Annotated in this window: 19 protein-coding genes; 11 read left to right on the plus strand and 8 right to left on the minus strand. The window is 62.5% G+C overall.

The features are described from left to right. Positions 1 to 156: 156 nt before the first annotated feature. From HED64_RS13220 to glyA, 5 genes are read right to left on the minus strand one after another with little or no spacing between them, the layout of a single operon-like run. On the minus strand, positions 157 to 774 hold the full coding sequence (locus HED64_RS13220) for a sarcosine oxidase subunit gamma (RefSeq protein ID WP_168152496.1): 618 nt from the start codon (positions 772 to 774) through the stop codon (positions 157 to 159). Next, positions 767 to 3,679, minus strand: a complete 2,913-nt coding sequence (locus HED64_RS13225; protein WP_168152497.1) for a sarcosine oxidase subunit alpha family protein — start codon at positions 3,677 to 3,679, stop codon at positions 767 to 769. Before HED64_RS13225 ends, HED64_RS13220 begins: the two co-directional genes overlap by 8 nt. Then, positions 3,676 to 3,984, minus strand: a complete 309-nt coding sequence (locus HED64_RS13230; protein ID WP_168152498.1) for a sarcosine oxidase subunit delta — start codon at positions 3,982 to 3,984, stop codon at positions 3,676 to 3,678. Before HED64_RS13230 ends, HED64_RS13225 begins: the two co-directional genes overlap by 4 nt. 17 nt (positions 3,985 to 4,001) lie before the next feature. After that, a complete protein-coding gene (locus tag HED64_RS13235) occupies positions 4,002 to 5,219 on the minus strand; it encodes a sarcosine oxidase subunit beta family protein (protein ID WP_168152499.1) in 1,218 nt (405 codons plus the stop codon). A gap of 4 nt (positions 5,220 to 5,223) precedes the next feature. Beyond that, on the minus strand, positions 5,224 to 6,546 hold the full coding sequence (glyA, locus tag HED64_RS13240) for a serine hydroxymethyltransferase (RefSeq protein WP_168152500.1): 1,323 nt from the start codon (positions 6,544 to 6,546) through the stop codon (positions 5,224 to 5,226). 157 nt (positions 6,547 to 6,703) lie between these two features. Here glyA and HED64_RS13245 point away from each other — a divergent pair, with 157 nt between their 5' ends. Beyond that, positions 6,704 to 7,375 (plus strand): GntR family transcriptional regulator, encoded by a 672-nt coding sequence (locus tag HED64_RS13245; RefSeq protein WP_168152501.1) that lies wholly within the window; start codon positions 6,704 to 6,706, stop codon positions 7,373 to 7,375. A gap of 34 nt (positions 7,376 to 7,409) precedes the next feature. On the opposite strand, the gene HED64_RS13250 is transcribed toward HED64_RS13245, so the two are convergent. Further along, on the minus strand, positions 7,410 to 8,912 hold the full coding sequence (locus HED64_RS13250; RefSeq protein ID WP_168152502.1) for a PucR family transcriptional regulator: 1,503 nt from the start codon (positions 8,910 to 8,912) through the stop codon (positions 7,410 to 7,412). Between the two features lie 182 nt (positions 8,913 to 9,094). Between HED64_RS13250 and HED64_RS13255 the strand changes: the two genes are divergently transcribed. The 9 genes from HED64_RS13255 (at position 9,095) to HED64_RS13295 (ending at position 20,225) form a co-directional block, all read left to right on the plus strand. Next, entirely contained in the window at positions 9,095 to 10,690 is a 1,596-nt protein-coding gene (locus HED64_RS13255) for a purine-cytosine permease family protein (protein WP_168152503.1), read from the plus strand. A gap of 208 nt (positions 10,691 to 10,898) precedes the next feature. Then, positions 10,899 to 11,693, plus strand: a complete 795-nt coding sequence (locus tag HED64_RS13260) for a creatininase (RefSeq protein ID WP_168152504.1) — start codon at positions 10,899 to 10,901, stop codon at positions 11,691 to 11,693. A gap of 308 nt (positions 11,694 to 12,001) precedes the next feature. After that, positions 12,002 to 13,348: an MFS transporter gene (locus tag HED64_RS13265; RefSeq protein WP_210149712.1), complete on the plus strand. Its 1,347-nt coding sequence runs from the start codon at positions 12,002 to 12,004 to the stop codon at positions 13,346 to 13,348. 869 nt (positions 13,349 to 14,217) lie between these two features. Then, complete coding sequence (locus HED64_RS13270) at positions 14,218 to 15,012, plus strand: creatininase (protein WP_168152505.1); 795 nt, start codon at positions 14,218 to 14,220, stop codon at positions 15,010 to 15,012. A gap of 1 nt (position 15,013) precedes the next feature. Further along, positions 15,014 to 16,768, plus strand: coding sequence for a BCCT family transporter (locus HED64_RS13275; protein WP_425351802.1), 1,755 nt, complete (start codon positions 15,014 to 15,016; stop codon positions 16,766 to 16,768). A 298-nt stretch (positions 16,769 to 17,066) separates the two neighbouring features. Then, entirely contained in the window at positions 17,067 to 18,323 is a 1,257-nt protein-coding gene (locus HED64_RS13280) for an aminopeptidase P family protein (RefSeq protein WP_168152506.1), read from the plus strand. Positions 18,324 to 18,430: 107 nt separating this feature from the next. Beyond that, on the plus strand, positions 18,431 to 18,889 hold the full coding sequence (locus HED64_RS13285; RefSeq protein ID WP_168152507.1) for a nucleoside deaminase: 459 nt from the start codon (positions 18,431 to 18,433) through the stop codon (positions 18,887 to 18,889). An 85-nt stretch (positions 18,890 to 18,974) separates the two neighbouring features. Next, complete coding sequence (locus HED64_RS13290) at positions 18,975 to 19,772, plus strand: IclR family transcriptional regulator (RefSeq protein WP_168152508.1); 798 nt, start codon at positions 18,975 to 18,977, stop codon at positions 19,770 to 19,772. A gap of 39 nt (positions 19,773 to 19,811) precedes the next feature. Then, positions 19,812 to 20,225, plus strand: coding sequence for a cupin domain-containing protein (locus HED64_RS13295; RefSeq protein WP_168152509.1), 414 nt, complete (start codon positions 19,812 to 19,814; stop codon positions 20,223 to 20,225). A 19-nt stretch (positions 20,226 to 20,244) separates the two neighbouring features. On the opposite strand, the gene HED64_RS13300 is transcribed toward HED64_RS13295, so the two are convergent. Then, a complete protein-coding gene (locus HED64_RS13300) occupies positions 20,245 to 21,066 on the minus strand; it encodes an alpha/beta fold hydrolase (protein WP_342590725.1) in 822 nt (273 codons plus the stop codon). A 99-nt stretch (positions 21,067 to 21,165) separates the two neighbouring features. Between HED64_RS13300 and HED64_RS13305 the strand changes: the two genes are divergently transcribed. Beyond that, complete coding sequence (locus tag HED64_RS13305) at positions 21,166 to 22,842, plus strand: FAD-binding dehydrogenase (protein WP_168152511.1); 1,677 nt, start codon at positions 21,166 to 21,168, stop codon at positions 22,840 to 22,842. 67 nt (positions 22,843 to 22,909) lie between these two features. Here HED64_RS13305 and HED64_RS13310 read toward each other — a convergent pair whose 3' ends face one another. Beyond that, positions 22,910 to 23,122, minus strand: a complete 213-nt coding sequence (locus tag HED64_RS13310; protein ID WP_168152512.1) for a hypothetical protein — start codon at positions 23,120 to 23,122, stop codon at positions 22,910 to 22,912. Positions 23,123 to 23,132 lie beyond the last annotated feature (10 nt).

Consider the following 23,132-nt stretch of genomic DNA (forward strand, 5'->3'; position numbering starts at 1 on the left):
CATCTATCCGCAACATCATTTTAGGTGCAGGGGGCTTCAGCCCACCGGATTTGGTGAGACGTTTTCGTTCAGATGGTGCCGAGTCCCATATCAGTGGGCGGCCCTACCCGAAGATCGGGAAAGGCCGCCCACCTTCTTGGTGCGGTGCTGCTGTCTCTAGTCGATCGGAGCGGAAGCGAATTCCGCCATCGCGTCGAGTAGCCAGCGCGCCGTGTAGTCGGCGAAGGACGCCCGCGGCAACAGTCGGAAAGTGTCTTCCGCACTCTTCCACAACAACACCGGCACCGGGCCGAGCACCGTGGTGATCGCGGTTCCCTTTGTGAAGCTCCGTGGGTGCAGATCCGCCGGGCAACCCTTCTCCAGCACCGCTCGGGCGCTGGGTCCCGAGAGCTCGATGACAGTGCGGTTCGCCGAGAGGTCAACCACCTGACCTGGCTCCTGCCCTAGGGCACTGAGCAGGTCATCGAGAAACTCGGTGCCATCCGGTGCCACTAACAAGAACTCATCCGGACCGCTCCACAGCACTGCTGTGCCATTGGCGTCCCCGGCGACCTGGCCCACCGCTGCGGGCAGGCCCACACCGGTTGCCGCGGCCAAGGCCACGTGGGCAGCGGTTCCCGGCTCGGCGCGCAGGCCGATCTGGGTCATGAAGGCGATCTCGCTCACGCTCACACCCCGATCTCCCTGTACCGCACCCTGCTCAAGTGCGGATTGAAGATGCGCCAACGGACTGGTGCGCAATACGGAAATTTCAGTCAAAACCTGCTCAGCCATCTCGACGGCTCCCTTCGGAATCAAAAAGTACGGTTTCGGAAACGACGACGTCAACCAGCTTGCCATCAACATAGGCCTGCAGTTCCTCGCCGATGCGGTTTCGGCCATTGGTAATCAGTGCCATGGCGAAGCTACGGCCCAGCGCCGGGGAATGGTAACTGGAGGTGACGTAACCCTGCATCTTCACCGGAGCAACCTCCGGGGTGATCGCGGTTCCGGCATTCACCAGCTGGGTGCCCTCCGGCAGGCGGAATGATTTGTCCACCGGAAGCACCGTGACCAGCTGCTTGCGATCCTCGCGCTGGTTGTCCACTCGGTCGAAGGAACGCTTGCCCACAAAGTCCTTGACCTTGGAGACAACCCAGCCCATCGAGGCATCCTGCGGGGTGACCGTGCCATCGGTGTCCTGGCCGACGATGATGAAGCCCTTTTCGGCGCGCAGCACGTGCATGGTTTCGGTGCCATAGGGGGTGATGTTGAATTCCTCCCCGGCCGCGGCCACATCTTCCCAGACCTTCTGCCCGTACCAGGACGGCACGTTGATCTCGTAGGCGAGCTCGCCGGAGAAGGAGATCCGGCAGATCCGCGCCTGAATCCCGGAAGCCAGGGTGGTTTCCTTGAAGGCCATAAACGGGAAGGCTTCGACATCCAAATCAACGTCGGGGGCCAGCTTGGCCAGCACGGCGCGGGATTTGGGCCCCACCACAGCGACGGTCGACACCTGCTCGGTGACCGAGGTGCAGGTAACGTCGAAGTCTGGCCATTCGGTCTGCAGCCATTCCTCCAACCAGTCCAGCACCTTGGCTGCGCCACCGGTGGTGGTGGTCATGAAGAAACGGTCCTCATCCAGGCGCAGCGTCACCCCGTCATCGAAGATCATGCCGTCCGCACTGCACATGAGCCCGTAGCGGGCCAGTCCGGGCTTAAGCTTCTTGAACGCGTTGGTGTACATGCGGTTCAGGAATTCGCCGGCATCCTTGCCGCGGATCTCGATCTTGCCCAGCGTGGAAGCGTCCATGAAGCCCACCGAGTCACGTACGGCCTTAGACTCGCGGTAGACCGCGGTGTCCATGTCCTCGCCGGCCAGCGGGTAGTACCAGGGACGCTTCCATTGTCCGACGTCCTCGAAGAGCGCTCCTCGTTCAACGTGCCACGGGTGGAGGGAGGTCAGGCGTGCGGGGTCGAAGAGCTCCCCGCGCTCGCGTCCGGCCAGGGCCGCAAAGGCCACCGGGGTGTAGGGGGCGCGGAACGCGGTGGTGCCGATGCCCGCCACGTCGGTGGTGCCCAGGGCGGCGGCAATCACGCCGATGGCGTTGACCCCCGAGGTCTTGCCCTGGTCGTTCGCGGTGGAGATCGAGGTGTAGCGCTTCACGTGCTCCACCGAGCGCATTCCGGCGCCGACCGAACGCAGCACGTCGGCCACGGTCTGGTCGCGCTGGAAGTCCACGAAGTGGGACTTATAGTCGGCGCCGTCGCCTGCAAGCGAGGGCACCAGCCACAGGGCCCGGGAAGCACCCGGGGTCTCCACCGGGGCGCTGGGCACCGAGGCGGTGGTGGAGAATCCGGCGGCGGTTGCTGCGTCGGCTCCGGCGCGGGCGCCCTCGGCCAATGCGGAGGCCAGCTCCAGGCGGCCGTTCATGGCGCCGGCGGTCTGCTGGTGGGCGACCGGGTGTGCCGGGACGAAAGCGGAAAGCGATTCGTCCCAGCCCAGCCGGCGTTCGCGCTGCGAGTGCAGGTGCACCACCGGGTTCCAGCCACCGGAGACGGCCAGTACATCGGCACCGATCGTCTCGACGCTGCCGCTCAGGGCGCCTTGTGCATCGATGCCGCTGACGGTGACCGAGGCCAGGGAGCCGTCGGTGCGCGCGGAAGTGTTGGCGACAACCGAACCGGTCAGGATCCGGACGCCGCGTGCGGAGAGTTCCGTCGCACGGATCGAGGGCTCCTCGCGGGCATCGACGACCGCGGCGACGGTGGTGCCTGCGGCCAGCAGGTCCTCGACCAGCGCGTAGGCCGAGTCGTTGGTGGTTGCCACGACGATGTTGTTGCCCACCAGCACGCCGTAGCGGTTCAGGTAGGAGCGTGCGGCGGAGGCAAGCATGATGCCCGGGCGGTCGTTGTTCTCAAAGACCAGCGGGCGCTCGTGCGCACCGGTGGCCAGCACGACCTGGGTGGCACGGATGTGCCAAATGCGCTCGCGGGACACCCCGGCACCCAGCTCTCCGGTCAGGTGGTCGGTGCGGCGCTGGACGGCGACGAAGTAGTTGGCGTCGTAGCTGCCGAACGCGGTACTGCGCGAAAGGTAGGTGAACTCCTCGGCTTCCGCCATTGCCTGGCGGGTCTCGGTGACCCACTGCGCGGCGGGCTTGCCGTCGATTCTTTCCGAGGAGGCCGAAAGCAGCGAGCCGCCTGCCTCGGACTGCTCGTCGATGAGGATGACCCGGGCGCCGGACTTGGCCGCCTCGCGGGCAGCGGCGAGCCCTGCCGGTCCGGCACCGACGATGAGCAAGTCGGTGTGCACATGCTTGCGGTCGTAGACGGCCTCATCGGCGCGCGGATCCAACTGGCCCAGGCCCTGCAGCAGGGTGACGTCCATGCCGTCGGTGAGTTCCACCGTGGTGGCCGGGAGCATCGATTCGTTCACGTGTCCGGCCCAGCGGGAGCCGACCTTGATCAGCGCGTTGGATTCCTCGACGCCGGAAGAGACGATGCCGCGCGGGCGCTTGAGGTAGAGCGAGTCCCCGCAGGCCCGGAGGCCGGCGCCGAGCATGGCCGAGGCAACGGTGTCCCCGGCAAAACCGGTGAAGGACTTGCCGTCAACGGTGAAGGTGAGCTCGCGGGTGCGGTCGATGCGGGCGGAGACGGCTGCTTCTGCGCCGAGTCGGTGCGACGTGGTGGTGCTCACTTGGTTCCTCCCTGTGCCGGGGCGTTGGTGGTCTTGATCGGTTGCGGCTCGTCTGGCTTGTAGACGGCCTTGAATTCATAGGTCACGGTGTCGCGGACCGCGTTGAACCAGCGGCGGCAGCCGGCCGAGTGGACCCAGCGTTCGGCGAAGAGCCCCTTGGGGTTCTTGCGGTAGAACAGGTACTTGGCCCACTCGTTGTCGTTCAGTGCCGAGGGGTCTGCGGGGTAGGCCACGTGGGCCTCGCCGCCGTAGCCGTATTCGGTCTCGTTTCGGGGCCCACACCAGGGGCATTCGATGAGCATCATTTTGTGTGGATCCCTTTCTAGTGGGCCACGGCTGCGGCGCCGTGTTCGTCGATGAGGTGGCCGGTCTCGAAGCGCTCGATGGAGAAGCCCGCGTTGAGCTCGTGCGCCTCATCGTTGGCGATGGTATGGGCGAAGGTGTAGCCAGCGCCCGGGGTGCCCTTGAAGCCGCCGGTTCCCCAGCCGCAGTTCACGTAGAGCTGGTCGATCGGGGTCTTGGAGACGATCGGGGAGGCATCCATGGTGGTGTCCACGATGCCGCCCCAGGTGCGCAGCACGTGTGCCCGGCCAAAGATCGGGAAAAGTTCGACGGCGGCCGCCATTTGCTCCTCGATGACGTGGAAGGCGCCGCGCTGGCCGTAGCCGTTGTAGCTGTCGATGCCCGCGCCCATGACCAGTTCGCCCTTGTGGGCCTGGGAGACGTAGACGTGGACGTGGTTGGACATGACGACCGTCGGGTGGACCGGTTCGTGCAGTTCGGAGACCAGTGCCTGCAGCGGGTGGGACTGGATCGGCAGGTCGAAGCCGGCCTGTTCGGCGAGCACCGAGGAGTGCCCGGCGCCGCAGAGGGCGACCTTGCCGGCATTGATGGTGCCGCGGGACGTCTTCACCCCGGTGACCCGGTTGCCGTCCTTGATGAAGCCGGTGACTTCGCAGTTCTGGATGATGTCCACGCCCATTTCGTCGCACTTGCGGGCGAAGGCCCAGGCGACGTGGTCGTGCTTGGCGATGCCTGCACGCGGCTGGTAGGTCGCGCCCATGACCGGGTAGCGGATGTCGTCCCCGATGTTGATGATCGGGCACAGTTCCTTGACCTGCTCGGGGGTGATCCATTCGGCGTCGACGCCGTTGAGCTGGTTGGCACCGACCCGGCGCATGGATTCGCGCACATCTCCCAGGGTGTGGGCGAGGTTCATGACCCCGCGCTGGGAGAAGAGGAAGTCGTATTCCAGTTCCTCGGGCAGCTGCTCCCAGAGCTTGAGAGACTTCTCGTAGATGCCGGCGGATTCGTCCCAGAGGTAGTTGGAGCGAATGATGGTGGTGTTGCGGGCCATGTTGCCGCCGGCCAGCCAGCCGCGTTCCAGGACGGCAATGTTTGTCATGCCGTGGTTCTTGGCCAGGTAGTAGGCGGTGGCCAGGCCGTGTCCGCCACCTCCCACGATGACTGCGTCATAGGAGGACTTGGGCTCGGGGTTGCGCCAGAGGAATTCGGGGTGTTCGGGGAGAACGTCAGCCATGGTCTTAGGCTCCAATCGGGGCGAGGTTCGGGTATAGCGGGTGGGCGTTGGCCAGGGCGTGCACACGGTCCTTCAGAGCCGCGAGGGTAGCCTCGTTGTTCTCCTGCGTGCCAGCGATGAGCGTCTCGGCAATGATGTCCGCGACCTCCACAAACGCTGCCTCGGAGAAACCACGGGTCGCCAGTGCCGGGGTGCCAATACGCAACCCCGAGGTGACCATCGGCGGGCGTGGGTCAAAGGGAACCGCATTACGGTTCACCGTGATTTCCACCTTCGCCAACAGATCTTCACCCTGCTGCCCATTGAGCTCCGAGTGACGCAAGTCCACCAGAACCAGGTGCACATCGGTGCCACCGGTGAGCACCGAAATGCCCACCGCAGCCACATCCGGAGCATTCAAACGTTCGGCCAGAATGTGGGCACCGGCCAGCGTACGAACCTGACGATCCTTGAACTCCTGCGTCGCAGCGATCTTGAACGCGACGGCCTTACCGGCAATCACGTGCTCCAACGGGCCACCCTGCTGACCGGGGAAAACGGCAGAGTTAATCTTCTTGGCAATATCTGCATCGTTGGTCAGGATGATCCCGCCACGCGGACCGGCCAGGGTCTTGTGCGTGGTGGAGGAGACCACATGAGCGTGCGGCACCGGTGAGGGGTGCAGCCCGGCGGCGACCAACCCGGCGAAGTGCGCCATGTCCACAAACAGGTACGCACCGACCTTGTCGGCAATCGCGCGGAAACGCTCGAAGTCCAACTGCCGCGGGTAGGCGGACCAGCCGGCAACAATCATCTTCGGGGAGTGTTCAATGGCCAGGGCTTCAACCTTGTCCATGTCCACCACCAGGGTGTCCTCTTCAACGCCGTACGGGACGATGTTGTAGAGGCGGCCGGAGAAGTTAATCTTCATCCCGTGGGTCAGGTGACCGCCGTGCGCCAGGTTCAGGCCCATGATGGTGTCACCCGGACGGATCAGCGCGTGCATCACCGAGGCGTTAGCCTGGGCACCGGAGTGCGGCTGCACGTTCGCGAATTCGGCACCAAAGAGGGCCTTGACCCGCTCGAGTGCCAGCGTTTCCACCACGTCGACCTCTTCGCAGCCACCGTAGTAGCGGCGTCCCGGGTAACCCTCGGCGTACTTGTTAGTCAGCACCGAACCCTGGGCCTGCATCACCGCGAGGGCCGTGTGGTTCTCCGAGGCGATCATTTCCAGGCCACGCTGCTGGCGAGCGAGCTCCGCGTCGATACGCTCCGCGATCTCCGGATCGAGGGTGTTAATGCTCTCGGTCAGAGTTGACTCGACAAGCGAGGTGTTGGTGGCTGTCATCCAGAATTCACTCCTTGAAGTACAAGTTGTTGATTATTGATATATCAGAACTAGGCTCAATGCTATGATGGGGATCACAGGGTGTCAACAGCCGACCTGAAAAAGTCGCCACGCCGGTCACACTAAAGTTGATCGGCAACAACAAGGAGAAAAACACATGAGCGCTGTCTCCGCAGGCCCGGAGGTGCTGGCCGAGTCGATTTCGCTGGCCGAACAGTCCTACCGGGACATCCGCGACCGGTTGATCATGCTCGACATCCGCCCGGGAGAACCCATCAACGACGGGCAGCTCGCGCTTGAGCTTGGTGTCGGACGGACGCCGGTGCGAGAGGCTCTCAAGCGCCTGGAAATCGACCACTTGGTAATTTCCTATCCGCGTCGCGGCACCTTTGCCACGATCGTGGACATCACCGAGTTGGCCGACGTCTCGGAACTTCGCCGTTCCCTGGAGCCGCTGGCTGCCCGCAAGGCCGCGCTCAGCGCCTCGGATGCCGACCGCGAAGCCCTGCGTGCCCTGGCCCGTGACATCGAGCGGCTTGAGGAGAAGGAGGTGGACAAGCGCGGGCTGATGGAATACGACCTCAGCGTCCACCGGCTGATCTACCGGGCCGCGGGAAACCACCACCTCGAGGAAACGCTAATCCGCCTGGACAACCTGGCCACGCGAATCTGGTGCCTAGTCCTGGACAAGGTGCCGTCGGTGGCCGGACACATCGAGGAACACGTCGACCTGCTCGATGCCATCGTGGCGGGAAACGCCGCAACGGCAGAAACGCTGGCGCTGGCGCACATCACCAGTTTCGAGCAGACCATCCGGGCGGTGCTCTAGAGCCCGACCCTGCTACGTTCCCGGGTGCCGTGCCTCATTTGCGCGTGCCCAGGTTCGCGAGGGCCAGCCGGGTCGCCAAGTGGACCGCAGCAAGGCGCGAGGTGCCGCGCGGGTCGCCGCCGAGCAGGTCGAAGATCTTGTTCAGTCGCTTGTGCAGGGTCTGGCGTTCCATGAAGAGCGCGGCTGCGGCGGCCGTGGAATTGCACCCGCTCGACAGCCAGGCGTCCAGTGTGGCGACCAGGTCGCCGGATCGCAGGCTGTCATGGACCAGCAGGTCCGAAAGGATTTCCTGGATGTAGCGCTCGATCTTTTTTGGCCCGACATCGCGCTCGCATAGGCGCTCCAGAGCGACGTCCTCGCAATCGCGCACCGCCCCCGAGTTCGGCATGGGCAACGCGAGCCGCTCGGTCACAAGGGCCTGCTGCAGGGACCATGGCCCGTGTGAGGCATCGGGCACCCACGGGCCCATGACGCCCTGGACCGACACCGCCTCGATTTCGGCGCGCAACCCCAGTAGGATCCGCCGGCGTTCCTGCCGAGGTGAGATCCCCTTCAGTGGAAGCACGCCGTAGAGGTATTCGGAATCGAGATAGGTTTTGATGTCGGGGCAGTTGTGCCGCAGGATCCTCTCCACTGCGCTGCGGACCCGACCCAGTTCGACCCCGCGGAACACCATGACAGCCACCGGGACGGTGGCGTCGAGCCCGATCTGCACGCAAAGGTCCTTGATTTCGCTGGAGCTGGAGTCGCGGATGATCGCCTGCATAAGGGCCGAATCGGCAATCTGTGACCGGGTTGGCCGATGGTGCTGGGACAGTGCGAGCGCCAGGATGCTTCCCAGCCGCTCTGCCACCGTGGACAAGAACTCCTTTTCGGCTTCGTGGCGGCTCTCCAGCTGCAGCCGCGCCGCGACAACGTCGGAAAGGAAGATGTCGGAGAGGACCTTCATTTCGATCTGCGCATCGGGGATGTCTCGGCTGCTGGCCAGGGTATTGCCGCCCATATCGACCAGCAGCGCGTTGACGTCCAGGTTCTGGGCGATCAATGCCACCAGCGGGGTCAGTCCCGGTCCCGAGGTGGCGATTCGGTGGGCCAAACTCTGGGAGACCTCGTCGGCGCGTTGCAGGGCCAATGCCTGGGCGGAGACGATGGCCCGGTTGATGGTCTCGGCCAGTTCAACGAATGGCACGGTGGCGCGCAGCTCGATCAGCGGCAGGCCCGCCATTTCGGCCGCCTCAATGAGGGCGGGGGACAGCGACCGGTTCAGGCCCACGGTGTCAATGGCTAGGGCGGCAACCTTTCGCTCGGCCAGGCTCTGGATGTACTGGACCTGGGCCTCGACCCGAAGTGCCACCAGGTTCTGGCCCCCGCTAAGCAGCAGCTCTTCACCACGTAACAACGGCGCGATCTCGAGGACCTCGCTCGAGTGCACCCAACGAACCTGGGTGGTCGCCGCATTCGCGGCCCCCGCCATGATGCGGGGGCGAGCCTTCATGAAGAGTGGGGTGGCCAGAACATCGTTGAGGTTCAGCAGCATGCGGGGTTCCTAGCTCTAGGCGTGGCGGCGATGGTAGTGCCCCCGGACGCACGGGTGGTGACACTTTGTCGACCAACGCCGATAAGAAACATACAGATTGAGTGTACTGCGTGGCGCAGATCACTTCTACGCTTATGCATACGTTCTTTTTGAACCAACCTCGCAGTCGAGAAAGTGAACCAATGAGTAGACAAGTCGCCAATTCATCTGAAAGCGTGACCCATGAGGTCGAGGATTCCCTTCAGCCGATTCCCGAATCAGCCAGGACCACCAAACTTTCTGGGCAGTTCTGGATCTGGGCAGGGGCCAACGTCGCCCCCATCAACTGGATCCTCGGTGCCCTAGGCATCCACCTGGGACTGGGCCTTGCCGACACCCTGACCGTGCTGATTGCCGGAAACGTCATCGGCATGCTCGGCTTCGGATTCTTCGTGATCTTGGGGCAGCGGACCGGCGCCACCGGGATGCTGCTTGCCCGCGGAGCCTTTGGCCGCCGCGGCGCCTACCTGCCGGCCGCCATCCAGGCGGTCATCGCCATTGGTTGGTCGGCAGTCAACACCTGGGTCATCCTCGACCTGATCATGGCCCTGTTCGGAATGATCGGCTGGGTCGACCCAACCGCAGCCAACCTGATGTGGAAGATCTCGACGGCGGCGGTCATCATGTCCATCCAGGTGGCCATTTGCTACCGCGGCTACAAGGCCATTGCCCGCTTCGAGCGCATCACCATGCCGCCGACCATCATCGTGCTGATCGCCATGTCGATCCTGGCCTGGACGCAGCTGGACATCGACTGGACCTACCAGGGCCCGGTGGGCGAGGTGCTCACCGGCATGCCGCGTCTCGCGGCAATGTCTTCGATTATGACCGCCATCGGCATCGGCTGGGGCATCGGTTGGTTCACCTACGCGCCGGACTACTCCCGCTTCGTCTCTAAGCGCATCAAGCCGAGCAAGCTGTATATGGTCAGCGTCCTGGGCCAGTTCCTCCCGGTGGTATGGCTCGGCATCCTGGGTGCCAGCCTTGCCACCAAGAATGGCACGGCCGACCCCGGCCAGTTGATTGTTGAAAGCTTCGGTACTCTCTCGATCCCCGTCATCCTGCTGGTGATTCACGGGCCGATCGCCACAAACATCATCAACATGTACACCTTTGGCGTTGCCACGCAGGCTCTGGACATCAACGTCTCGCGCAAGAAGCTCTCGATCATGGTCGGCGTATTGGCCATGGGTGCCGTCATCGCCTTCCTCTTCGCCCATGACTTTGCCGAGGTTCTACACAACTGGATCATTGCCATCGCGGCGTGGGTGGCCACCTGGGGCGGCATCATGGTGGTGCACTACTTCGTCTTCGAACGCAGACACAAGGATTTCTCTTACCTGTTCCTGGATCCGAAGTCGACCAAGCTCAAGGCCTTCAACCCCGCGGCATTCATTGCCTTCGCAGGCGGCATCTTCATGACCTGGATGTGCATGTACGGTTCGGTTCCGGCGCTCCAAGGCCCAATCGCCACGGCTGTGGGCGGCATCGACTTCTCCTGGCTGGCGGGAACCGCCACCAGTGCGGGGCTGTACTACGTACTGGGCTTGAGCCGCTTCAAGTCCCGCATCGAACAGGGCGTGCCGCTGGGACTGAAGCTTGACTGCTCCGACGCGGAGTTCATTCGCCAGCACGGTAGCGCGGAGTTCCTGCTCGCCGAGCAGCGGATCGACGACGTGGACCCGACTGCGGAGGCGTCCACCGAGGCCGCATCTGAAGTGCACACGAACGGCCAGTAATACCTATGATGGCCAGCGGGTCCCGTGGCGGATTAATTCGCCACGGGACCCGCTCCCATGTGCCGCGGACACGTCCGGGCATCGCGGTGATCGATGCAACCGGGGTGCGTTGATCGCAGTTCTTCTTTACCCTTTCCCATGAGTCTCCTGGTGCGCGAGGCGAACCAACGACGGGCACCCGCGCACCAACACCACAAGGAGCCTCTCGATGCAGTCGGTTTTTCTGGAAGATATCGATGCGGAAACCTACGCCGCCTATATAACCCAGCCCCATGCAACGCTCATCATCCCCGCCGGCGCCACCGAGCAACACGGTCCGCATATGCCGCTGGGCGTCGACGCGATGCTTTCGCGAGCCATTGCCGGGGTGGTGGCCACTAAGCTTGGCTCCCTGGTCGCGCCAACATTGTCCTATGGATACAAGTCACAGCCACGCTCCGGCGGCGGCAATCACCGGGTGGGGACCACGAGCCTGAGCGGGGCAACGCTCTCCGGCCAGGTCGAGGACGTTGCCCGGTCCTTCATCGGGCAGGGGTTCACCAAGGTCGTTATCCTCAATGGCCACTTTGAAAACTACCAATTCATTTACGAGGGCCTGGAAATCGCGGTGGGCCGTGCCCGGGAAATGGGACTCGATGCACGGGCCATGCTGCTTTCCTACTGGGATTTCGTCGATGAGGAAACCCTGGAGAAGGTCTTCCCCGACGGTTTCCTGGGCTGGGACATCGAGCATGGCGGGGTGCTGGAAACCTCTCTCATGCTTCTGCTGCATCCGGAAAAGGTCGACATGTCCCGAGCCGTCAACCACCCGCCGGCGCAGTTGAAGCCCTACGACATCTTTCCCGAGGACCCGGAGCGCACCCCGGCCAGTGGATGCCTGTCCTCACCGTTCGGCGCTAGCGCCGAACGAGGGAAGTTGCTCCTGGATGCCGTGACCAACGGCGTGGCCCGGGCCATCGAGGACGAGTACTCGTTGTCACTGGAATCCCTGGCGGTCAGGTAGCGGCAATTGTGTCCGGTCGTAGCAGCATGTCGGATTCGCGGCGAGCGTGCGCCGGCATGTCGACGGTTCCGTAGGGCATGAATGTCATGCAGGTTTGGGCGCCCGGGAGACCGGGCGCCCACGCTTTTTGACGCCACGGGCAGCGGATGCGAAGCAGGCCAAACCTGACCCTTGACAGTGATGCGAGACACAAATAAAGTGAGCGCAACAGGGTTGCAATGGATGCAACCAAAATAAACTCTGGTGGTTCCCACATGATTCAGCGCAACAACTCCGCGGACGGCAGCGATGCCCGCGAGCGTTCTGCAATGAGCACGCTCGCCAATACCCACGCCTCCGATCTCGGCCCAACGCTCAGCGGGCAGGACCGTGCGGACCCGGCCGGGATTGGCAAGAAAACCCGCACCAAGGTCGTTGCTGCCAGCTTCATCGGCAACTTTGTGGAATGGTTCGACTACGCCGTCTACGGCTACCTTGCAGTGACCATCACGGCGGTCTTCTTCCCGGACTCCGACCCGGCAACCGGCTTGATGCTCACCTTCGCACTCTTCGCGATCTCGTTCCTGGTCCGTCCGCTGGGCGGATTCGTCTGGGGTCACCTGGGAGACAAGATCGGCCGGCGCGAGGCACTCTCGTGGTCCATCCTGATCATGTCCGCGGCAACCTTCTGCATTGCCTTGATCCCGTCCTACAACACCATCGGCGTCTGGGCTCCAATCCTGCTGCTGATTATCCGCGTCGTCCAGGGGTTCTCTGCTTCCGGCGAATACGCGGGTGCCTCCGCCTTCCTGGTGGAATATGCGCCAGCCAACCGCCGCGGCCTCTACGCAGCCGTCGTTCCGGCCAGCACGGCCGCGGGCCTGTTGCTCGGCTCGCTGCTCGCTGCGCTGCTGACGGGCATGCTGGAACCTGAGCAAATGCAGTCCTGGGGCTGGCGACTGCCGTTCCTGCTGGCGGCACCCATGGGCCTGATCGGACGTTACATCCGCACCAAGCTCGAGGACTCGCCGATATTCAAGGAGCTGGCCAAGGAAGACAATGCCGTGAAAGCCCCGGTCAGTGCGCTGTTCAAGAACCACTGGCGCCAACTCATCCAGGCCGTCGGTGCGGTGCTGCTGAACGCAGTGGGTTTCTACCTCATCCTCAGTTACATGCCCACGCACTTGTCCCAAAACATCGGACTCAGTGAAACCGCATCTTATGTGGCCACCACCGTGGCGCTGACGACGTACATCGGTTTCATTTTCGTGGTCGGAATGCTCTCCGACCGCTTCGGGCGCAAGAAGGTCCTGATGAGCGCATCGATCACCTTCGTAGTGCTGACGGTGCCGGCGTTCATGCTGCTAGAAACCGGCAACTTCCTCATCGTCGTCCTGGTGCAGATCCTGCTCGGCGCGATGCTCAGCCTCAATGACGGGACACTTCCCAGCTACCTGGCCGAAATGTTCCCCACCCGGGTCCGTTACTCCGGATTCGCCGTGAGCTTCAACCTGTCCAATGCACTCTTCGGCGGTACCGCACCGTTCGTGGCAACCGTCTTGATCGCTTCCTCCGGCACCGCCCTGGCCCCGGGCTGGTACCTCATGGGTGCGGCTGTCATCTCTCTGGTGGCCGTGGCCTTCTCGGTTGAAACCAGTAAGAAGGCGCTGGCATAGCCGGCCGGGGGCCTTCTCCTTCCTAGAGAAGTTATGTCAGGGACTTGCCCCGGAACCGCCGAGGAACCGGTCTCCAAGGTGGAACGCTCCGCCGCTGCCGCGTCCAAGACCAGCACCCGGAAAACCGGTGACGGGACCACCGTCACCAGCTACCGGGACCTCCTGTCCCACCTGGCCACCAAGTCCGGAACGCCACCAGCGTTCCGGGCACCGAGACGTCCTTCGAACTGCTCTCCCTGCCCACGCCCCGCCAACAGCGGGCCATGGACCTCATTGACCAGCACACCCGAAACCACAGAATATAGCCAGACGGAGCCAAGAGCGCCAGGATCCCCGACAATCCGGGGATCCTGGCGCTCTGTCTCACGTAACTTCTCTAGGGTGCCAAACGGGGTCGGTCGGGCCTTGGTCGCAGTGGCCCGAGGAGGGTGCGTTACGCGGTCTTGCATTGGGTCGGGCAGATTGCGTGGCGTCCTTCCTGTTGAGGCCAGGGTAGGGGATTCTTTTCCTGGTGCCGACTACTTGTGTCTGACGAGTATCCGCCTGGTCGGTGATGGCAGGGACCCCTCCCGTGGCCCAGCGGGTGTCGTCGCCGGGTTTTCACCGCGGTGGACCAGGATCCGGGCGGATCGCTGTCAATGTGGTGATTCGACAGTGCCGGTGACAGCATTCCATGTAATTTTGTTGCGAATGTCGGAGGCTTGCGCCTTGCGCCTGAGTAACCAAGCTTGACTGTGAGCTGAGCCACTGAGAGTATTCAACGCAACAGGGTTGCGCCTTGCGCAACGAAAGTTCTTCTTCCACGGGACTCGTGACGTTCCGCCGAAGTCCCAATATTCCTCGTCCGCTGTCAATACTAGGAGACAACGATGACCTCAGTATTTCTTGAAGACCTCGACGCAGAAACCTACTCTGCCATTGTGGCGAAGGAAGGATCGACCGTAATCATCCCGACTGGTGCCACGGAGCAACACGGTCCGCATATGCCATTGGGTGTAGATGCCATGCTGTCGAAGGCGATCGCCGGGTTAGTCGCCGAAAAAATCGGCGCAGTGGTTGCCCCGGTATTCGCGTACGGCTACAAGTCCCAGCCGCGTTCGGGTGGCGGCAACCACCGCGTAGGTACCACCAGCCTCGGTGCCGCGGCGTTGACCGGGATGGTGGACGATGTGGTTTCCTCGTTCCTGGCCCAAGGCTTCAAGCATGTGGTGGTCCTCAATGGCCACTTCGAGAATTACCAGTTCATCTATGAGGGTCTGGACAATGCGGTTGCCCGGGCGCGCACCAATGGCACCAGCTCGCGGGCACTGCTGCTTTCCTACTGGGACTTCGTTGACGAAGCCACCTTGGAAAAGGTCTTCCCCGATGGCTTCCTGGGTTGGGACATCGAACACGGCGGGGTGCTGGAAACCTCCCTGATGCTGTTGCTACACCCGGAAAAGGTGGACATGTCACGCGTCGTGGACCACCCCCCGGCCAAGGTGACCCCCTACGACATCTTCCCCGAGGACCCGGCGCGGACACCGGCCAGCGGCTGCCTTTCCAGTGCAAAGGGTGCGAACGCAGAGCGCGGCCAGCTCTTGCTCGATGCGGTTGTCATCCAGGTTGCAGATGCCCTTAAGGGCGAACTCTTGCTCGGGGACATCACCCTGGAGGTGCCATAACATGTCACTGGACAAGACGACCCCGCATCCGGCCGCGAGTGCCGAAGGCGACAACGACCCCAAGTTCGCAGCGCCGGTGGAGCTTCCCCGCTTCATGGGGCGGCACATCCCGCCGCTTGACAGGTTGCTGATCCGCGTCATTCCACCGGTGCTCATCGTTGGCGTGATCATCTGGGTGCTGGCAAACCCGGCGGAAGCTGCGGCAGCGATCTCCGAAATGCGTACATTCGTGACCGGCAAGTTCACCTGGCTGTTCATCCTGTATTCGGTCTTCACCGTGGTGGTGTGCATCTGGCTCGCCACGAGCAAGGTTGGCAAGGTTCGTCTCGGTGGACCCAACGCGAAGCCACAGCACAGCAAGTTCGCCTGGTATTCGATGCTCTTCGCCTGCGGGCAGGGCATCGGGCTGATCTTCTGGTCGGTCGCCGAACCCATCATGCTGCGTGACGAAAACCCGGTCATCCCGGCCGGACCCAGCGGCGGCGCCGAGGGCGCAATCGTATGGACCTACTTCCACTGGGGCCTGACCGCCTGGGCGATGTACTGCGTCGTCGCGGTCTGCCTCGCCTACTCGCACCACAACCTGGGCAAGACCCTGACGTTCCGCGAAGCCACCGTCGACATCCTGCCGCGCTGGTCGCGCCGCGGGGCAGGCGTCGTCATCGAACTGCTGGCCATCATAGCTACCGTGCTCGGCCTGGCCACGTCCTTCGGGTTCGCGGCCATGCAGTTCAGCTCCGGCATCACCTCCTTTACCGGAATCGTGGCAAGCCCGATGATGTGGTTCATGGTCATTCTGGTCTTCGCAGGCATCACCTCGGTCTCGGCCATCGTGGGCATCAACAAGGGCATGGCCCGGATCAGCAGCGTGAACTCGATCCTGAGCATCGCGCTGGTGCTCGCCGTGCTGGTCTTCGGTCCGACGCTGTTCATCATTTCGAATATGTCCCAGACCTTCGGCAGCTTCATGGCGAACTTCGTGGACATGAGCATGTGGACGGACTCGGGTTTGGCCGCCACGACGCTGGAGAGTTGGCAGGACAGCTGGAACGGCTGGTGGACGGTGTTCATCTGGTGCTGGGTCATTGCCTTCTCCCCGTTCGTCGCAGGCTTCATTGCCCGGATTTCCCGCGGGCGCACCATCCGTGAGTTTGTCCTGGGCGTGACCGTCATCCCGACCCTGATCGTCATGGTCTGGGTGGCGGTGATCGGCTCGGCCGCCATCTTCTACGACGACAAGTCCGACCGCGGCATCAGCGCAGCAGTGGCAGTCGATACCTCCGCCGGCCTGTTCGCAATGCTCGACGCCGTCCCGGTGGTTGGCACCATCCTGCTGGTGGTGGCCACCATCCTGGTCGCCACCTACTACGTCACTTCCCTGGACTCGGGGATCTATGCGCTGAGCGAGTTTGTCTCGGCGCCGCACAAATCCGGACCCGTGTTCCGCGTGGTGCTGGTGCTTTCGGTGGGTACGGTCACCACGGTGTTGCTGACATTGGGCGGAACCGCGGTGGTCGACACGGTGCAGACCGGCACCATCATCGGGGCTTTCCCGTTCTCCTTCGTGATCATTCTGATGATCGTGAACCTGATCCGGAGGCTGCTCAAGCGCGACAAGGCGATTAGGCAGCTGGAAAAATTCATCAATGACCCTGACCCGACGCTGGTCTTTGTTCCCGATCCGAGGGAGGAGGGCGCGATCCGCAGGGTCGCCTTTGAAGGCGGCAAGGAAACTGGACTGCCAGAGAAGAACTAATCGCGCGAAGGCCGTGGTGTCCGCAATGGCGGAGACCACGGCCTTCGCCGTTGCCGCGAGGGAAAACCTCCTTGAAAGTACCGGCAAAAGGCCCGGTTGTGTGCCGCGAATCGGAAATCTTTCGACGCTCGCCGGAAACCACTTGACAGTGAGCTGGGGCACACATATTCTGAATGCAACGGAGTTGCAATGAATGCAACAAACCGAAACTTTCTCCGGCGGTTCCCAAGAATCCACGCAATCCTTTTGATTGGGCCGGTCTGCATTGCCACCTGATTACTTCTAAGGAGTCAATACCTTGACCACCACCGCGAACAGCGCCACCAACGTTTCCGAACTCGAGCGCCTGAAGACCCTGCACAACGGGACCAAGCAGCAGCTCACGTTCTCCGACGCAGAATTCGAGCGTCGTCTGACCGGCCTGCGCCAGATCATGGCCGCCAACGACCTGGACGCGGTCATCCTGACCAGCTACCACGGCATCAAGTACTACTCCGATTTCTTGTACACCACCTTCGGTCGCAACTACGCGCTGGTTGTCACCGCCGACAGCTCGACCACCATCACCGCGAACATCGATGCCGGCATGCCATGGCGCACCAGCTATGGCGACAACATTGTCTACACCGACTGGAAGCGTGACAACTTCTACTACGGACTCCAAGAAGCACTGAAGCGCAACGGCGTGAAGGCAGCGCGACTCGGTATCGAGGATGACGCCCTGCCGACCATGACTCGCCAGGCCATCGCCGACACGTTCCCGGGTGTCGCCCTGGTGGATGTCTCGCAGGCTGCCATGCGCCAGCGCATGATCAAGTCCGCCGAGGAAATCGAGGTCATCAAGCACGGTGCACGCATCGGCGATATCGGCGGCGAAGCCATCAAGGCAGCCATCCGCGAGGGCATCACCGAGTACGAGGTCGCCCTGATCGGCACCGAGGCCATGGTCCACGAAATCGCCAAGACCTTCCCGCACCGCGAAGTGCGCGACACCTGGGTCTGGTTCCAGTCCGGCATCAACACCGACGGCGCACACAACTGGGCCACGACCCGCAAGCTGGAGCGCGGCGACATCCTCTCGCTGAACTGCTTCCCGATGACTTCGGGCTACTACACCGCCCTGGAGCGCACCCTGTTCCTCGGAGAGCCGGACGAGCGCTCGCTGCAGGTATGGAACGCCAACGTCGAGGTGCACAAGCGCGGACTGGAACTCATCAAGCCCGGAGCTGTCTGCAAGGACATCGCCGCCGAGCTCAACGAGATCTTCATCGGCCACGGCCTGCTGCCAAACCGCACCTTCGGCTACGGCCACTCCTTCGGCGTCCTCTCGCACTACTACGGCCGCGAAGCGGGCCTGGAGCTGCGCGAGGACATCGACACGGTCCTGGAGCCGGGCATGGTGGTCTCCATGGAACCGATGGTCACCATCGCCGACGGCGAGCCGGGTGCCGGAGGCTACCGCGAGCACGACATCCTGGTCATTGGCGAGGACGGCGGCGTGGAGAACATCACCAAGTTCGGCTTCGGTCCGGAAAACAACATCATCGACGCCTAGTACCGAACTGGCATGATGGGGGCGGTGGAGTGCACTCGTGCGCACCACCGCCCCTTTTCGATTAATGTAGCTATTCCCGCACCCGACGAAGAATCGAGCCCCACGCCATGAACCTGGACGCACACGACCGCGCCGGCTATGCCATCGCCCTTGAGCAGGCCCGCCTGGGTGCAGGAGAGGGCGGAGTGCCCATTGGCTCGAGCATCTTTCAGAACGGGAAGCTGCTGGGGGCCGGCCGCAACCGCCGAGTGCAAAACGGGGATCCGACGGCGCATGGGGAAATCGATGCGCTGCGCAAGGTCGGGCGCCGTGCCTCCTACGCCGGAACTACCCTGTACTCCACGCTGGCTCCGTGCGCCATGTGCGCCGGATCGATCATCCTCTTCGGCATCCCGCGCGTGGTGGTGGGGGAGGACGAGAATTTCCCCGGGGAACTCGAACTGCTGCGGTCCCGCGGTGTGGATGTCGTGGTCATCGACGATCCGAAGGCCACCGCACTCATGGAAAGCTTTATCACCGAGTACCCCGCTCTTTGGAACGAAGACATCGGCGTCGAAGAGAACTAAACGCGCCCGGCGAACGTCGCGGCGCGATACCGTACAACAGTAAACACGACTACCAGCACTCAACACCCAATGGAGAGATGCCACCATGGCTGCCACCACCACTATCCCCGCCCCCGCGACCGAGCAGCGTGGTGCCTCGGTGATTGTCAACGTCATTGATGTATTGCGTTGCTTTACCGTGGAGAACCCGCTGTTGGGTGTCACTGAAATCGCCGCTCAGGTGGGGCTGCACAAGTCGAGTATTTCGCGCATCCTGGCGACCCTCGAGCAGGAACGCATCGTGGCCCGCGACGAGGCGACCCGGAAGTACGCTTTGGGATTGGGACTGATCGCGATAGCCGGCCCATTGCTTGCCAATCTTGATGTTCGCCGTACCTCCTTCCCGTTCCTGGAACAGCTGGCCGCGCAGACCGGTGAAACCGCGGTGCTGACCATCTGGGATGGCGCCGAATCGGTATCGGTCGAGCAGATCCCCAGCATTCATTTGGTCAAACACACCTCGGTGATGGGCAGCCGGTACAACACCGCGCTCAGTGCTTCCGTGCAGGTCTTTTTGGCCCATGAACAGCCGGCACGTGCGGCGGCGTTATTGGAAGCCGGATCGGTGGTGCTGCCCACGGACACTGCTTCCGCACGTGCCGCCTACCTGAAACGACTAGAGATGGTGCGCCGAGACGGTTTCGCGGCAAACCACGGGGAAACCTCCAGTGAGGAAGTCGGGGTGGCAGCCCCAATCTTCGACCATCGCGGAGCGGTAGTTGCCTGCGCCATGATTGCCGCCCCGTATTACCGGGTCTCGAAAGAACAACTTGCCGAACTTGGCACTGCCTGTGTGAAGACAGCGCGGAAGATCAGCACGCGGTTGGGCGCATCGGCAGCTTAGGATCGTGAATCGTATCGACTGAAGATGAGGGACATTCTGATGTTTGAACCGCGAGGCGCTTACACCTTTGGGCACCGGCTGCATGAGGGCAGCGGGACGAAGATGCAATTCCATTTTGTTGATGAGATGAAAATGCCCGTCGCGATCCAAACGTGGGAAATTGAACCCGGTGGGTACGAGGGGATGCACGCCCACGAATCTCACGAGTTGGCACTTGAGGAGTTTTACCTCGTCCTTGCTGGAAGCGCCAGCATGCACGTGGGTGACACGGTGCACGAGCTGAGCATCGGTGACAGTGTGCTGGCCCCTGCCGGGATCCAACACGATCTGCGTAACACGGGAGATGAGCTGTTGCGCGTTCTAGTGGTGTGGGGAGAAGCGGGCGAAAAGAACTTTTCCCGGTTCGGGTCCGTCGGCAAGGCGCGAGCAGCACGGGCCTCATCCGTCCTTTGATTGCCGCTGCGCGAGGCGTTTATTGGCCCGAGGCGCTTCCCGGTGTGCGGTCTGAAACTGCTTGCCGAATACGGTTTAACCACTGCATTAGCTCCGCACCGGTGGCATCGGGCTGATCAAGGTGCGCGTTGTGGCCCGCTTCCTCAAGCACTCGCACGGTGGCGTCTGCATAGCAACTAGCCAGCCGCTGTTGGTCCTCGAAACCAACCACATGATCTTGGCGCCCGGTTATGATGAGCGTCGGGCCGGAGTAATTGCTGACTCGTTGCTCTGGCTCGCATGACAACGAATAATTTCCGGCAATCCGGCCGATGGCCGATCGATCAAATGCGCGCAATCCGGGAAGCGCACCGTCGCGGAATCTCGCCCAATTCTCCTGATTCTGGAGAACAGCCAACTCCGCGTAGGCGCTGGCATCATCCGGATCCAGAGATGCTAACAACGCGGAATCCCGTTGCAAAACTGTTGCCGGTGGCAAGACTCGGCGAGCTTTATCGGCAACCACCACCGCGCAGAGCAGCGCCATTCCCATGATTTGATCGCCGAACTCAGCTACGAGATGCCTGGCGAGCATCCCGCCAAAAGAATGGCCGAGCACCGCAAATTTTTGGCTTCCGAACGTGGCCCGGACAAAGGCCACCAGCTCGGCTGCGACGTCATCGGTACTGCGGATTTCGGCTCCAGCCACCGATGCTCCCATGCCCGGCAGATCCACGTAGATCCGGCGCCATGACCCATGTGATTCAAATACCGGGTCGAGTCCCAGCAACAGGCGATGATCCACGCAAAATCCATGAATCAGCAAGAGGGGAGTCCCTGTTCCGCGTTCGACTGTATGCACCTTTGAACGTTAACACGGCCAGAGTCTTGACGCTGGCGGGGCATTTAGTCGGGGCGTTGCTGACGATGTGTCCTGGGACACGTGGGTTAGTGTGGTTTTATGTCGAAAACCCCGCACTCGCAGCTCTTCGATGTCATCGTTGTTGGCGCTGGCTTGGCCGGCCTCGTGGCGGCCACCGAAGCCACCGCGTCGGGGGCACGAGTGATCCTGATAGACCAAGAATCCGAGGCCAACCTGGGTGGCCAAGCCCATTGGTCCTTTGGCGGGATCTTCCTCGTTGATTCGCCAGAACAACGCCGCTTGGGTGTTAAGGATTCCCTAGAGCTTGCCCAACAGGACTGGGAGAACACCGCAGGATTTGATCGAAGCGAAGATGACTGGGCCCGGAAATGGGCGAGGGCGTATGTCACTTGGGCCGCCGGGGAAAAGCGCGAATGGCTGCATCAACGCGGCGTGAGGTTCTTCCCTGTGGTGGGCTGGGCCGAGCGCGGCGGCGCCGGGGCGCAAGGCCCGGGAAACTCGGTACCACGATTCCACATCACCTGGGGAACGGGGCCGGGTCTGCTTGAACCCTTTATCCGTGCCGCTAGGGTGGCCGAGGCCAAGGGGCAGCTCACCATGCTTTGGCGACACCAACTTGATGACCTGGTCCTAGCGGATGGGCACGTCAGCGGGGTGCGCGGAACAATACTCCAGGATGACAACGCCGAACGTGGAAAGGCCAGTAACCGGATCAAAGTGGCGAACTTCGAGTTCTTTGCCCCGTCTGTCATCGTGGCCACCGGTGGTATCGGTGGAAACCTCGAAAAGGTCCGCGCTGCATGGCCGGCACGGTTAGGAACCGCTCCCGAATCGATGGTTGCAGGGGTTCCCGCACACGTTGATGGGCGAGGCCTGGACATTGCCCAAAAAGCGGGTGCCCGGCTGATTAATGGAGACCGAATGTGGCACTACACCGAAGGGATCGCCAACTGGGATCCGGTGTGGGAACGACACGGCATCAGGATCCTTCCGGGCCCTAGTTCACTGTGGCTCGATGCCACTGGCAAGCGCCTGCCTGACCCGCTCTGGCCGGGCTTTGATACCTTGGGCACCCTAGAACACCTCCGCGGCACCGGATACGACTACAGCTGGTTCATTCTGAACCGACGCATTATTGGCAAGGAATTTGCGCTCTCCGGTTCCGAGCAGAATCCCGATCTCACCGGCAAAGATATCCGTGCGGTGCTCGCGAGGGCGCGCGTGGATGTCCCCGGTCCGGTCCAGGCATTCCTCGATCGGGGCGAGGACTTCATCCAGAGTGACACGCTGGATGAACTTGTCACCAAAATGAACGAGCTCAGTGGAGAGAACCTGTTGGATCCGGCATCGGTAGCCTCCGTAGTCGCGGCCAGAGACGGGGCGGTGGAGAACGCCTTTGGCAAGGACGGCCAGCTTGCGGCGATCAACTCGGCCAGGCGTTACCTCGGAGACAAACTGGTGCGCAGCGTAAAACCACATCGGCTCCTGGATCCCAAGGGTGGCGGGCTGATTGCCGTTCGACTACGGATCTTGACCCGCAAGTCGCTCGGCGGCATTCAGACCGATCTGGATTCGCGTGTGCTTGATTTCGCGGGTGAACCGATTCCGGGACTGTATGCAGCGGGTGAAGCGGCTGGGTTCGGTGGCGGCGGTTTCCACGGCTACCGCGCCCTCGAAGGAACGTTCCTCGGCGGCTGCCTCTTCAGTGGCAGGGCCGCTGGTAGGCACGCTGGCGGGGTCGATGCGCGGTCATAGATCGAGCCACCCATGTGCTCGCCACACGTACTTGCGGGACATTTGTGGCTCGAGAAGCGGACGTTATTTAGTGGGTGTAGTGATAGACCAACCCAAAAAGGACGGCCGAGATACTGAACGTGAAACCGATAATCATCGGTTCCCATGTGCCTTGGGACGTCATGAGGAAAATAGCGAATGTTGCGAAGAGCAACGCAGCCAAGACGCCGCCAAGGATGATCGAACCGCCTCCGTGGTGGTGCACGGTGGCCTGCGAATTTCGGTGAAATAGATTAGCCATGTCCTCAGGG

Origin of the sequence: Paeniglutamicibacter terrestris, from assembly GCF_012271785.1 — a bacterium.
Classification (GTDB): domain Bacteria; phylum Actinomycetota; class Actinomycetes; order Actinomycetales; family Micrococcaceae; genus Paeniglutamicibacter; species Paeniglutamicibacter terrestris.